Origin of the sequence: Micropruina sp., from assembly GCF_027492755.1 — a bacterium.
GTDB lineage: Bacteria > Actinomycetota > Actinomycetes > Propionibacteriales > Propionibacteriaceae > Micropruina.
Genome location: NZ_JAPUED010000232.1, coordinates 16,936 through 29,410 on the forward strand (window position 1 = coordinate 16,936; position 12,475 = coordinate 29,410).

Below are 12,475 nucleotides of genomic sequence, written 5' to 3' on the forward strand. Positions count from 1 at the left end.
CTCGTCGTTGAGATCGTCGAGACCTCGCTGACATCGGGGTTTCGACGAGCTCAACCAGCGAACGCCACATCGACCAGCGCTTCCCCCGGTCTCGGCGCCAATCGGCCAGCGGGGTCATGCGGGTTCGATTCCCGCCTCCAGATCGACCTGGCCGAGTTGGCCCCAGGCCGAAGCGCTGCGTGAGATGAGTCCGAGTTCGACGGCTCGGGCGACGGCCTCGCGGCGTCGGTGAACCCCGAGCTTGCGGTAGATGTTCCGGCGATGCCAGTTCGCGGTGTTCTCGGAGACGAACAGTCGCGCGGCCAGTTCACCGGCGGTGCCGACGCAGGGGAGCAGCCGGAGCACCTCCAACTCGCGTGAGGTGAATTGTTCGGTGGGTGCCGCCGGGCTGCCGAGTCTGGCGACGGCTTCGATGATCATCGGATGCGGGAGGCGCTCGATGTCGAGCGACTGCCAGAGTTGGGCCGGCGCGTTCATCAGCACGCCGATCAGGTGTCCTTCGCTCGCCAGTTCGGCGGCCTCGCCGGCCCGGCAGGACGCCTCGGAGGCCGACTCGGTCACAGTGGCTTCAGCCAGCAGACGGACGATGCGGGCATGTCTGCTGCTCGGCCGGTCCAGACCCGCGAGCCAGCGCTTCACGGAGCGTCGTTCGGCGCGGTGGCGCAGAATCTCGACCCAGGTGCCGAGCGTCAGTCTGTGGGGTGCGGTGGTCCGGAGCAGGCGTTCGGCTCTGGCATGGTCGCCCAGTCGGGAGCGGTCGCGGGCCGCCGCGGCGACCGTGAACTGTTCAACGATCGGCACCGTCGCGGGGGTGAGCGGCGGGTCGATGGCGGCCAGGTAGGAATGTGAGACACCGCACAGAGCGGCGATCTGGCCGCAGGCGGCGAGCAGGTTGGCCGCCCGGGCCGGCCGGCAGCGGTCGGCGGCGTGCTGCAACGTGGTCAGTGCGGTGTCGCGGTCGCCGGTCATGGCCGCGACCGTGGCCAGGCCGAGTCGAGCGGGCACGGTCCGGACGTCGTGGTCGGCCAGGCCGGCCTCGCGGGCGATCTCGAGTGCCTCCTCGGCCGCCGCACGGGCCGCGTCGACATCTCCCCGCATGGCGAGCGCGCAGGAGAGCGTTCCGTGCACCTGCGGCAGTTGTGTGGGCGCGATCTCCGAGCGGTGCCGTAGGACCTGGTGCAGACCGGTGGCCGCCTTGTTGAAGCGGCCGAGGAGGGCGTTCGCCTGCCCGGCGGCGATCTCGGCGGCCAACGCGAACCGGTGAACCCCGGGGAACTGAGGGATCCCCACTCGTTGGTCCGACTCATCGAGGACGGACAGGATGGGTCTCGCTTGGCCGCACAGCCGCAACGCCTCGTCCGGATCGGACGACCATCCGGTATTCCAGGCATAGGTGAGCTTGGCGACCGCGAGGGCCCGCTCATCCCGCTCGATCGCCGGGTCGTGCAGGCTCTCGATCGCCTGGGCGGAGCGCCCGATCCGAAGGTTGGCGTAGCTGTACCGCAGCATCATCTCGATGTCGCCACGCCAGTGCCGTCCGGGGATCGCGTCGAACCACTCCACGAATCGGTCCAGCCGAGCATTCTGGTCGATCTGGACCAGCCGTCCGCGCAGCAGATCGAGTGCATCCGCCCAGGAACGGGCCGCGATGAGATGATCCACCGCGTTGGACAGCGTGGCGAACGAGTCGGGTTCGTCGAGCCAGGCCTGCGCCGCCCGCACCTGCAGCCGTTGTTCCGACTCCGGCTCGCAGCGTGCCAACTGGCGCCGCAGCGCCTCCCGGAGCACCGGGTGGTAGGCGTAGCGGCCGTCGTCCAGCACGGTGATCAGGGAGGTTCGCCGGTGCGCGTCGAACAGGATGCCCGGGGCAGCGGGTTCCCCCGACACCGCGATCGCCACCGAGGCGGGGAAGTCCCGCAAGATCGCGGTGCGGGTCAGCACTCGCAGCTCGGCCTCGGGCAGCGCCGGCAGCACCTCGGCCACGACGTAGTCGACCAGGTCGAGCACTTCGGTCTCCAGGTCGAGATCGAGGTTCGGGCTGGCCTCCAGCCGCCGTCCGATCACCGTGACCGCCGCGGGCCAGCCCCCGGTCACCCGATGCACGACGGGGGTGAGCTCGGCCGCGCCCGGAGGTAGCAGCTGGGTGATCTCCGCGCTGGTGAGGCGTAGCTGGTCCGCGCTCACCGTGGTGGCGAAGCCGGCGATCCGCCAGCGTTCGACCGGCCAGGGCGGATCGCTCCGGGAGGCGACCACGAACTGGTGCCGCTCGTCGGCGACTGTGCCGATCAGCCGGCCCACGTCCCGTCGGGCATCCTCGGAGATCCCGTGCAGATCATCGAGGAAACACACATACCGTTCACTCACCGCGCGGAGTAGCTGGCCCAGCCGGGCGACGAACTCAACCCCCAGGCCCCCGCTGCCGGGCGCGAGCAGGCTCATCACCTTCATGATCGGGCTCTGGGCGACCCCGAGGTCACGGGCACATCGCGCCAGGACCAGGCCGGCGTCGCGGGCATCGGTCCGGTAGAAGGCATCGAAGGTGCCAAATGCCTGCGATGCCGTTCGATGACGCCAGCCATCGATCAACATCGTCTTGCCGAACCCCGCGGGCGCGACCACGATGGTCAGCGGGGTGTGGCCGAGCGCGAGACGCTCCAGGTCGATCAATGACCTCCTGGGATGGGCGAAGACCATCGTGGTGTCACCCCCCGGTAGCAAGGACGTCCGGCAAGCCTCGAGACGGGGTCTTGTTTCATCCTCCGATCCCTTCCGCCGAGGTCGCGCCTGCGGGCTCACCACGCGACGACCAACAGCACACAGATGCGCGCCGGCCACACCACTCGGCACGGCCGGTCCGTGGCGCAGGTGACGGTCGGATCCGATGCTACGGATCCGGTGGGGGCTTCATCGCCGTCACAATTGAGGGAATTCTCCGGCCGAGTGAGGTCCGGCCGTCGGCACCGGACCGATACCCTCTGAACCGTCGCCCTCGTTCGACTCGTACCGGCGCCGAGCAGAGGAGGTGTTGTGATCCAGGGCAGGATCGGGATCGTCGATGACCACCCCGCGATGATCCTGGGCACGACGAGCATCATCAACGCGCATCCGGCCCTGGTCGTGACCGGAACCGGCGCGTCGGTCCCCGCGCTTCTCGCATCCGGGGCCAGCTACGACGTCGTGCTGCTGGATCTCATCCTGGCCGACGGCTCACGGCCCGCGGGCAATGTCGCGGCGTTCGTGTCGCGCGGCATCCCGGTGCTCGGGTACACCAGCGGCGAGCGACCGGAGTTGGTGCAGGAGGCCGGGCGTGCGGGAGCCATCGGGGTGATTCGGAAGTCGGAGCCCCCGAAACGGCTGATCGCGGCGATCCGTGCGGCGTTGCGCGGCGAGGTCGTGGCTTCGCCGGACTGGGCCGCGGCGATCGATATCGACGACGAGTTCGTGACCGCGCAGCTGACCGCCCGCGAGGCCGAGGTGCTGGCGCTGTATGCCTCGGGGGAGACAGCCGGGCGAGTCGCCCGGCGGCTCTGCATCTCGCGAGTGACGGTGATCGACCACATCCGGCGGATCCGGGTGAAGTACATGGCCGTGGATCGCCCGGCGCCCAGCAAGATCGACCTGTACCTGCGCGCCGTTGAGGACGGCATCATCCGGCCATGAGTTCCCGTCCGGGCGGGCGCCCGAATCCCTGGGCCGAGCCCACAAGGTTCGGCGTTCCCGGAGAGGTCGAGCGCCGGTTGGGATGGGTTCTCACCTTGGTGGGCCTGCTCCAACTCGCGGCGACGACGGGGACAGCGGTGCGGACGGCACCCCAGCATCCGCTCTGGTGGAACCTGGGCGGTGTGGTCGTGGTGGCCTTCGTACTGCTCTTGGCGGTGTTCGGCCTGGTCATGCCCATGCGCGTCATCGTCGCGGTATGGACGGCGGTGCCGACGGGCCTGGCGGTGCTGGGTCTGGCCGCCTTCGCTCCCCGGGACGGTGTGGTTCCGACGGACGGCAACCCCTGGCCCTGGGCGATGGGTCCGTTGGCGTACGGCTATCTGGCCGTCGTCGTGTCCCGTCCGGTCTGGGCGTTCCTCGGGCCGGTGCTGCTGTCACTGTTCCCCGCCGTCTCCGCCCTGTTCTTCCTGGGTGAAATCCCTCGCGAGCTCGCCGCGCTCGTGCCGGTACACCTCGCCGGGTTCTTCTACACGGTCATCTTCCTGCTGCTGCGCCGGCGTCTGCTGCGCCTGCACGTCGCCGAGCGGCGGGCCCGGGCGGCCGAAGAGCAACGGGTGCGGGTGGAGGTCGAACTGCGCCGCCGCGACGAACTCTCCCGGCTCGTGCACGACAACGTCCTGGCCGTCCTCAACGCTGCCATCGCACTGCAGGGCGGGCCGTCGGCGGCGTTGCGATCCGAGGCGGGCGCTGCGCTCGACCTCCTCGAGCCGGCCGAGCGAGCCGCCGACCCGGGCGAGCGCACGGACGACGTGGAGGTGGCAGCCGCCACGCTGGCGAGGCGGCTGGACGCGGCGTGGCGCCGGATCGATCCGGGCTGCACGATCGCGATCGACGCCGATCCCGGAGCGGTCCCGCCGGCCGTCGCCGTCGCTGTCGAGGACGCCTCGTGCGAGGCCCTGCGCAACAGCCTCTACCACGCGGGCGCCCGGGCGACCCGCACCGTCACCGCGCGACTGTCCGGCGAGAGCGTCGAGGTGTTGGTCTGCGACGATGGCCTCGGATTCGATCCGGCGGCGGTGCCTGAGGTGTGTCTGGGAATACGCGGCAGCATTCGAGGGCGGATCCGCGACATGGGTGGCGAGGCAGTCGTCGCCAGTCGCGTGGGCGAGGGAACGACGGTGAGCATGCGATGGCACGGCTGATCGCTCCCGGGGCCGGCAGTCTGGGAATGGGCACACCGACGGCACGGTACGGGCTCCTTACGGTCGTGCTGTTGTACGCCGTCAACGGGGTCATCGTCGGCTACCTGGCCCCCGGCAACCCGCTGGCGTTCGCCGCCTACGTGCTGATGGCGATCGCCAACCTTCTGTTGACGGAGCAGAGCGAACGCCCCCTCGCGGCCCCGCGTGCAGCGGCGCTGATCGGGTGCGCGCTGCTTGCCGGAGCGACCGTCCTCTTCACCGACACCGAGGCTCTGGAGCCGGAACTGTTCGGGGCGTCCCTGCTGATCCTTGGCCTGCTCGCCGTGCGCGGCAACGGGGGCGCCGCCGTGCTCGGCGCCGGTGTGTTCGTGATCGTCGGCGTCCTCTGGGCGGTGGCGCGGGAGATTCCACCCGCGCTGGCCGCCGTCCGGTTCCTTTCCCTGCTGGCGCTGCCCGCGGGCATCCTCTGGCGCCTCCAGGCGGTGAGATTCGCCGAGCGGGAGGGAAGGTACCGATCCGAAGCCGCCCAGGCCGGGTTCGCGGCCGAGGTCGCGCGAGAGGCGGCGCGCCGGACGGCCTCGGAACTGCGCCTGGTCCGCGACGAAGCGGTTGACGTGCTCGACCGGCTTCGTGGGGGGCTGCCGGTGGCCGAATCCGAGTTGTCGATGGTCGAGGCGTCCATCCGGGACCGGATCCGGGCGCCGCAGTTGCAGACCGAGCGGCTGCGGAGCGCCGTGCGCGATGCCCGCGAGCGGGGAGTCCGGGTGTTGCAGATGGGGCAGGCCGCCGACCTCAGGCCGCCGATCTCGGATGCCCTGGCGCGGGCGGTTGCCGAGATCCTCGACCGGGTGATCGCCGGGGAGGTCACCATCCGGCTGTTGTCGGCGCGGCACGCGGCGGCGATCACGGTGCTGGCAGAGTCACCGGAAAGCACGGAGTTGCACTGGCTGGACTCCGACGGCCACCGGATTCCCGACCTGTGAGGGACGCCCTGCAAGGGTCGGTCGGGCTTGTCGAAACCCTCCCGACGAGGGGTTTCGACAAGCTCAACCAGCGGATTGCCGGTCGGCGGTTCCTGATCGCCGCGGGCGGCGCTCAGCCCTGGGAGCCCGGCGCGATCAGTCCGAGTTCGACGCCCCGCGCGACCGCCTCGCTGCGCCGGTGCACCCCGAGCTTGCGGTAGATGTTCCGGCGATGCCAGTTCGCGGTGTTCTCCGAGACGAACAGCCGCGCGGCCAACTCGCCCGCGGTGCCGATGTAGGGGAACAACCGGAGCACCTCCAACTCACGGGAGGTCAACTGCTCGGAGAGCAGCGCCGGGCCGTCGAGTTTCGTCATGGTCTCGATGATCATCGGATGCGGCGAGTGTTCGGCGTCGAACGACCGCCACAGCTGGGCCGGAGCGTTCATCAGGACGCCGATCAGGTGCCCCTCGGAGGCGAGTTCGGCGGCCGCCGCCGTCCGCCGGGACGCCTCGGACGCCGACTCGGCCACGGCGGCCTCCGCCAGCAGCCGGACGATCTGGGCATGTCTGCTGCTCGGTTTGTCCAGCCTGGCCAGCCAGCGCCGGAGCGTTCGTCGTTCGGTCCGGTGCAGCAGGATCTCCACCCAGGTGCCGAGCATGACCTCGTGTGGTGCGGTGCTGCGCAGCAACCGTTCCGCCCCGGCGTGGTCGCCCAACCGCGACCGGTCCCGGGCCGCAACCGCGATGGTGAGTTGCTCGACGATGGGCACCGCCGCGGCCGTGAGGGGCGGCTCGACGTCGGCCAGGTAGGAGTGCGAGACGCCGCACAGCGCCGCGATCTGTCCGCAGGCGGCCAGCAGGTTTGCCGCCCGCAACGGACGGCATCGCTCGGCGGCATCCTGCAGGGTGGCCAGCGCGGTGTCGAGATCGCCGGTTATCGCGGCCACCGTCGCCAGGCCGAGCCGGGCGGGCACGGTGCGCACGTGATGGTTCACCAGGCCGGCGTCGGCGGCGAGTTGGAGCGCCTGCTCGGCCTGCGCCTTGGCCGCAGCGACCTCGCCCCGTAGCGCCAGGGCGAAGGAGAGCGCTCCGCAGACCACCGGCAACTGCACCGGCGCGATCTCCGAGCGATGGCGCAAGACGCGCTGCAGCGTCGCGATCGCCCGATCGCATTGGCCGAGGATCGCGTGCGCCTGACCGGCCGCGATGTCGGCTGCCAGTTCGAACCGTGCGACGCCCGGGAACTGGGGGATCCCACCCCGCTCGGCCACGTCGTCCAGGGCGGTCAGGGCGGGGCGCGCCTGCCCGCACAGGCGTAACGCCTCCTCGGGGTCGGTCACCCACCCCGTCGTCCAGGCATAGGTCAGCTTCGCGACCGCGGCGGCATGCTCGTTCTTGCGGACCACCGGGTCCTGGAGGACGTCGATCGCCTGGGCCGAGCGCCCGATCCGCAGGTTGGCATAGCTGTACTGCAGCACCATCTCGACGTCGTCGCGCCACTGCTGTCCGGGGATGGCGTCGAGCCACCCCACGAATCGGTCCAGCCGGGCGTTCCGGTCGATCTGGACCAGCCGTCGGCGCAGCAACTCGATGGCGTCCGTCCAGGTGCGACCCGCGATCAGGTGATCCACCGCGCTGGAGAGCGCGGTGAACGAGTCGGGCTCATCGAGCCAGGCCTCCGCGGCGCGCTGCTGCAACCGCTGTTCCAACTCGGGCTCGGTGTGCGTGAGCTGCCGATGCAGCGCCGCACGGAGCACCGCGTGGTAGGCGTAGCGGCCGTCGTCCAGCACGGTGATCAGGGAGGTTCGCCGGTGCGCGTCGAACAGGATGCCCGGGGCAGCGGGTTCCCCCGACACCGCGATCGCCACCGAGGCGGGGAAGTCCCGCAAGATCGCGGTGCGGGTCAGCACTCGCAGCTCGGCCTCGGGCAGCGCCGGCAGCACCTCGGCCACGACGTAGTCGACCAGGTCGAGCACTTCGGTCTCGAGGTCGAGATCGAGGTTGGGGCTGGTGGCCAGCCGCCACCGGATCACTTCCACGGCCGCGGGCCACCCCCCGGTCACGCGATGTGCGACGGGGGCGAGATGGGCGGACTCCGGTCGCAGTAGTTGGGCGATCTCGTCGGCGGTGAGGCGCAGCTGGTCCGCCGTCACGACGTCGGCGAATCCGTTCACCCGCCAGCGCTCGACCGGCCAGGGCAGATCGACCCGGGAGGCCACCACGAAGCGGTGCTGTTGGTCGGCGACCGCCGAGATCAATCGGCCGACGTCCCGGGCGGCGGCCTCGGAAAGCCCGTGCAGGTCGTCCAGGAAGCACACGTACGGCCCGCTGACGTCGTTCAGCGCCTGGGCCAGCCGGGTGACGAACTCGGCGCCCAGCCCGTCGCCGTCGGGTGCCAGCAGGCCGATCGCCTCCGCCACGGTGTCCTCGGCGACCCCGAGGGTGTGCGCGCAGCCGGTCAACACCAGGCCGGCGTCCCGAGCATTGGTGCGGAAGAAGGCGTCGAAGGTCCCGTACGCCTGCGGCGTCGCCCGCGCCCGCCAGCCTTCGATCAGCGTGGACTTGCCGAATCCGGCGGGTGCGATCACAGCGGTCAGCGGGGTCTGGCCGAGCGTGAGACGTTCACGCTCGGCCAGCCTCCGAGGCTGCTGGGCAAAGGCCACGGCGTCAGGCCCCGTAGCGGGTCTCGACCAGCCGGCTCGCGACGATCTCCGGGTCCCGATCAGGGGTGACCGATCGGTCCGGGAGTTCGGTGCCTCGTTTCGCGAGCGGAAGGTAGGGCACCCGGGCGAGGATGTCCGCGATGACGTTGAGCCGGGCGGACTTCTTGTCGTCACTGCGCACCGTGTGCCAGGGAGCCCAGTCGCTGCTCGTCTGGGCCAGCATGTCGTCACGCGCCTTGGTGTACTCGTCCCACTTGCTGTAGGACGCGATGTCCATTCCCGACAATTTCCACACCTTTCGCCGGTCGTTGATGCGGCTGCTGAGTCGAAGCGTCTGCTGCTCGGGGCTCACTTCGAGCCAGTATTTGAGCAGAATGATGCCCGAATCGACCATCGCATGTTCCACCGCGGGGACGACACGGAGGAAATCGCGCACTTCTTTCTCGGTACAGAACCCGAAGACCCGTTCGACCCCGGCCCGGTTGTACCAGCTGCGGTCGAAGATCACGACCTCGCCGGCCGCGGGGAAGTGTGGGATGTACCGCTGCACATACATCTGGCTCTTCTCCCGGTCGGTGGGCGCGGGCAGGGCCACCACCCGGAACACCCTGGGGCTGACCCGCTCGGTGATCGCCTTGATCACACCACCCTTGCCGGCCGAGTCACGGCCCTCGAAGACGATGCACACCTTGGCGCCCGACTCCTTCACCCACTCCTGCATCTCGACCAGATCGCCGTGGAGCTCCTTGAGGTGCTTGTTGTACGACTTCTTCTTCATGTTCTTGATCTTCTTCATTTCCGACCTCCACTTTCCCTGCCCGGACCGGTCGTCGCGAGCGCACGTTCGGGCAGTACGTTGCCCAGGCCCCCGTCAGGTTCGGGAGCCTTCGCCGCGTCGCGGCGGAGGAGTTTGTACAGTTCGACCACGACGGGCAGGATCAGCGACAGGCCCAGCACCGTCATCCATTCGTCCGAGTTCAGCGGAACCGTGCCCAGGACGCCGCTGAGCCACCCCCATTGCACAGCAAGCACCGTCATCGCGGTCGGGATCAGCAGGATCTTCACCGCGCCCATGATCGGCGCGCTGAGCCCGGAGCCGGGGGAGCGGCGCATCACCAGCGCGCTGAACACCGTGCCCAGGCCCATCACGGCGAATGCCATGGTGACCGGAACGTTGGGTTCCTCGGGGCTCATGGTGCCGGGTGCGATCAGCAGTGCCACCAGCGTGATCGCGAACAGGACGAAACCGAAGAGCAGCCATTCCCCGATGGAACGCTTGTTGGCGATGCCTTCGGCGGTGTTCCGGGGTGGGCGGTTCATGATGTCGTCCGGGGTCGGGTCGAGCATGATCATCACGATCGGCACCGCGCAGACGAAGAAGTTCAGGTAGAGCACCATCAGCGGGGTCAGCGGCATGCCGCCGTTGATGTTCATGATGCTGGCGACCAGGAACAGCAGCACCAGCGAGAACAGCTGGGTCATCTGGTAGCGGACGTAGGAGGTCACCTTGTCGTAGATGCCGCGGCCCAGCCGGATGGCGTTGACCAGGGTGCCGAAGTTGTCGTCGGTGAGGATCATCTTGGCGGCCTGCTTGGTCACCTCGCTGCCCGAACCCATCGCGACGCCGATGTCGGCCTGCTTCAGCGCGGCCGCGTCGTTGACCGCGTCGCCCGTCATCGCGACCACTTCGCCGGTCTCCTGCATCAGCTTCGCCAGCCGCAGCTTGTCCTGCGGTGTCACCCGGCCGAAGACGTGCAGGCGCGGCAGTGCGGCCTTCACCTCGTCGTCGGTCATCTCCTGGATCTCGGCGCCGCTGATGGCGCCGGGGCCCAGCCCCAGTTCGGCACCGATCGCGCCCGCGGTGATCGCATGGTCACCGGTGATCATCCGGACGTCGATGCCGGCGGCATGGGCGATCCGGACCGCCTCCAGGGAGGACGGACGGAGCGGGTCGATGATGCCCACCATGCCGACGAACCGGAACTGCTCGACGTGGCCCATCGGGTCGGCCTGAACCGCCTCCTCCTGGCCGTCCAGTTCACGGATCCCGAAGGCCAGCACCCGCAGGCCCTTCTCGGACATCTCGCGGTTGGCGGCCAGGATCTCGTCGCGGACCAGGTCGATCGGCACCTCGCCGCCGTCCGCCTGGATGACGTGGCTGCAGCGATCCAGGACGACGTCGGGGCCGCCCTTGATCGCTCCGACGAACTGGACGGCGCCTCGCAGCGGCACGTGGTGGTAAGTGACCATGAACTTGTAGTCGGAGTCGAACGGCACCTCGGCCACCCGCGGGTAGCTCCGGCGGGTCTCCTCGGCGTCCACGCCGAGCTTGGCGGCCAGCACCACCAGCGCCGCCTCGGTGGGGTCGCCGACCACTTCGCCGCGATCCGAGACGGTGGCGTCGGAATCCAGGCACAGCCCGTAGGCCAACCGGGTGAAGTCGGGCACCGGCATTCCCGCGGCCCCGGTGATCTGGCCGGTCTTCTCGTAGCCGTCACCGGAGACGTTGAACCACTCGCCGCGGTAGTAGAGCTTGCGGACCATCATCTCGTTGAGGGTCAGCGTCCCCGTCTTGTCGGAGTTGATCGCACTGGTCGCCCCCAGGGTCTCGACGTCGCCGAGGTTCTTGACCACCGCCTTGGCTTCGGCGAGCTTCTTGGCGCCGAAGGCCAGCATCGCCTGGACGAAGGTCGGCAGGCCGGTCGGAATGGCCGACACCGCCATCGAGATGCCCAGCAGCAGCACGGCCTCGATCTTCTGGCCGCGGCTGAAGCCGATGATCACGATGATCACCACCGCCGTCCAGGCGATCACGCCCAGCACCTTGGTGAGCGAGGCCAATTCTCGCTGCAGGGGAGACTTGGATGGCGGCACCGCCGACAGCATCGTCGCGATCTGGCCCATCTCGGTGCCCATGCCGGTCTCGGTGACCACCATCGTCGCGGTGCCGCGGGTGATCGAGGTGTTCTGGAACAGCATCGACGTGCGGTCGCCCAGCGCCACGTCCGCGGCGTCGATGGCCGCGCCGCCCTTCGGGATCGGCGCGCTCTCCCCGGTCAGCGCTGCTTCCTGCGCCTCACAACTGGCCGAGCGCAGGATGCGTCCGTCCGCCGGGACGAGGTCGCCGGCCTCGAGTTGCAGGATGTCTCCGGGCACCAGCTCCGGCGCGGGGATCTCCGCGAGCGAGCCGTCCCGGATCACGCGTGCCTGGGGGGTCTGCATCTTTGCCAGCGCATCGACCGCGGAGAGCGCCTTCAGTTCCTGCTGGGTGCCGAGCACCACGTTGAGGACGACCAGCGCGGCCACCATGATGCCGACCGGTAGCTGGCCGATGACCAGGCTGGCGATGGAGACCACCAGCAGCATCAGGTTCATCGGATCGCCCAGTTCACGCAGCGCGATGGTCCAGCGGGTGGGTGGCGGCTCCGAGGCGATCCTGTTCTCACCGTGCTCGGCGCGGCGATCCCGGACCGCCGCGGCGTCCAGCCCGCGATCGGGATCGACATCCAGTTCCGCGGTGACCTCCCGCGGAGCCATCGCGTACCACGGTCGCCTGGCGGCCGCGGGTTCAGCGGCTTGACTCGTCATTGGGCCTCCTTCGTGCCTGGTTGGGCCGCCTCGCCCGGCGTCGGCCCTCCTGTGGACGCCCTGTGCGTCACAACCACCCAGACTGCCGATGTCGCACGTCCCGCGTGGCGCCTGTGCACCGACACCACCCCCGCTTCCCGCTGACGGCGCCTGGGGAGCCGGACGGGGTCGGTCGGGGGCTCGTGATGGTGGGGTTTTCCGCTTGGCGGGGGTACGCCGCGGCGGCACTGCCTACCGTCTAGCCGAGCCGCAAGGGTTCGCTGCCGGCACCGTCGCCGGCAGATGTCGTCGAGGTCATGGACACCGGCGACCCCGACCGGGCCCGGTCGATTGCAGACAGGCCGATACAGAGGGAAGGAGGCGCGCCATGGGCAAGAAGAAGAAGGACAAGAAGAAGG

General features: G+C 69.6%; 7 protein-coding genes. 3 read left to right on the top strand and 4 right to left on the bottom strand.

Going from position 1 to position 12,475, the window contains the following annotated elements; genetic code table 11:
- Positions 1 to 114: 114 nt before the first annotated feature.
- The gene (locus tag Q0066_RS15865; RefSeq protein ID WP_298134753.1) at positions 115 to 2,694 is read right to left on the bottom strand and encodes a LuxR C-terminal-related transcriptional regulator; all 2,580 of its coding nucleotides are present in this window, start codon (positions 2,692 to 2,694) and stop codon (positions 115 to 117) included.
- A gap of 333 nt (positions 2,695 to 3,027) precedes the next feature.
- On the opposite strand from Q0066_RS15865, the gene Q0066_RS15870 reads away from it, so the two are divergent.
- From Q0066_RS15870 to Q0066_RS15880, 3 genes are read left to right on the top strand one after another with little or no spacing between them, the layout of a single operon-like run.
- Positions 3,028 to 3,660, top strand: coding sequence for a response regulator transcription factor (locus Q0066_RS15870; protein ID WP_298134755.1), 633 nt, complete (start codon positions 3,028 to 3,030; stop codon positions 3,658 to 3,660).
- Complete coding sequence (locus tag Q0066_RS15875) at positions 3,657 to 4,862, top strand: hypothetical protein (protein WP_298134756.1); 1,206 nt, start codon at positions 3,657 to 3,659, stop codon at positions 4,860 to 4,862. The genes Q0066_RS15870 and Q0066_RS15875 overlap by 4 nt, the downstream gene beginning before the upstream one ends.
- Positions 4,850 to 5,845 (top strand): hypothetical protein, encoded by a 996-nt coding sequence (locus tag Q0066_RS15880; RefSeq protein WP_298134758.1) that lies wholly within the window; start codon positions 4,850 to 4,852, stop codon positions 5,843 to 5,845. Before Q0066_RS15875 ends, Q0066_RS15880 begins: the two co-directional genes overlap by 13 nt.
- A gap of 112 nt (positions 5,846 to 5,957) precedes the next feature.
- Here the strand turns inward: Q0066_RS15880 and Q0066_RS15885 are convergent, their stop codons facing one another.
- From Q0066_RS15885 to Q0066_RS15895, 3 genes are read right to left on the bottom strand one after another with little or no spacing between them, the layout of a single operon-like run.
- Positions 5,958 to 8,489, bottom strand: a complete 2,532-nt coding sequence (locus Q0066_RS15885; protein WP_298134760.1) for a LuxR C-terminal-related transcriptional regulator — start codon at positions 8,487 to 8,489, stop codon at positions 5,958 to 5,960.
- A gap of 4 nt (positions 8,490 to 8,493) precedes the next feature.
- On the bottom strand, positions 8,494 to 9,285 hold the full coding sequence (gene ppk2, locus Q0066_RS15890) for a polyphosphate kinase 2 (protein WP_298134762.1): 792 nt from the start codon (positions 9,283 to 9,285) through the stop codon (positions 8,494 to 8,496).
- A complete protein-coding gene (locus Q0066_RS15895) occupies positions 9,282 to 12,077 on the bottom strand; it encodes a cation-transporting P-type ATPase (protein WP_298134764.1) in 2,796 nt (931 codons plus the stop codon). Before Q0066_RS15895 ends, ppk2 begins: the two co-directional genes overlap by 4 nt.
- Positions 12,078 to 12,475: the final 398 nt, after the last annotated feature.